Consider the following 1,031-nt stretch of genomic DNA (forward strand, 5'->3'; position numbering starts at 1 on the left):
ATTGCTGGAGCCGACCGGGAATATCCCACCGGCCGAGGCTGAGGCCAACTACTATTCCCACTCCCATGAGTCCGCCATGTCGGCGTGACTCAAACCAAGGGGTCTCCGGGATTCCCGGGGCGGTTCACGATCGCAGCTCACGGCCCCACCTGTGCCCAAGGCGCAGTAATGCCCTCAAGATCGAGCGTGCGATAGCGCTGCGGCGCAACCAACGCCTGACCTACGAACGCATTGCAGAGCGGGTGGGTGTGTCCAGCAGCGCCGTAGCGCGTGCCTGCAAGGCGGCTGGCGTGGCGCGTCTGCCTGCCTGGCAGGACGCGGTGCCCGTGCGGCGCTACGAACGCCAATCGCCTGGAGAGCTGCTGCACCTGGACACCAGGAAGCTCGGACGATTCGACAAGCCCGGCCATCGGGTCACGGGCGATCGCACCCAGAACACACCACGCGCAGGCTGGCAGGCGCTACACGTGGCCGCCGACGATCACTCGCGGGTGGGGTTCAGCCTGATGCTGACCGACGAGACGGCCACAATCGCCTGCGCCTTCCTGTTGGCAGCGCTGCGCTACTACAAGACATTGGGTGTGAAGATCGAGCAGGTGATGACGGACAACGGCTCGCCTTACAAGTCGCGCTGCTTCGCCAAGTTGCTGCGCCGCCTGGGTATCAAGCACATACGAACCCGGCCCTACACACCCAGGACCAACGGCAAGGCCGAGCGGTTCATCCAGACGTTGCTGCGCGAGTGGGCCTATGCCTTCACTTACCCCAGCTCAGACCATCGCGTACGCCAGTTGCAGCCCTGGATGTACCACTACAACTTCCATCGGCCACACTCGGCCACTTCACATCGCCCTCCCATCACTTGCCTTGGCTTCGAGGGGAATAACGTGTTGAGAAACTACAGCTAGTGTCCCGTCCCGTTATTTTCTGGCATTAATCGTGCATGCCATTGAGGTATCTTGGAACCGGAGATACCGCGATGAGAATGGGCAGACCGAAGGTCGAGTTGGCGCTCTCTGACGAGGAGCGAT

Annotated in this window: 1 pseudogene; it reads left to right on the top strand. The window is 62.2% G+C overall.

The features are described from left to right. Positions 1-128: 128 nt before the first annotated feature. Positions 129-908 (top strand): annotated as a pseudogene (locus tag AVHM3334_RS23675) (IS481 family transposase); the annotation flags it as partial. Between the last annotated feature and the right edge of the window lie 123 nt (positions 909-1,031).

The sequence above is a fragment of the Acidovorax sp. SUPP3334 genome, assembly GCF_030159055.1.
Taxonomy (GTDB): Bacteria; Pseudomonadota; Gammaproteobacteria; order Burkholderiales; family Burkholderiaceae_C; genus Paracidovorax.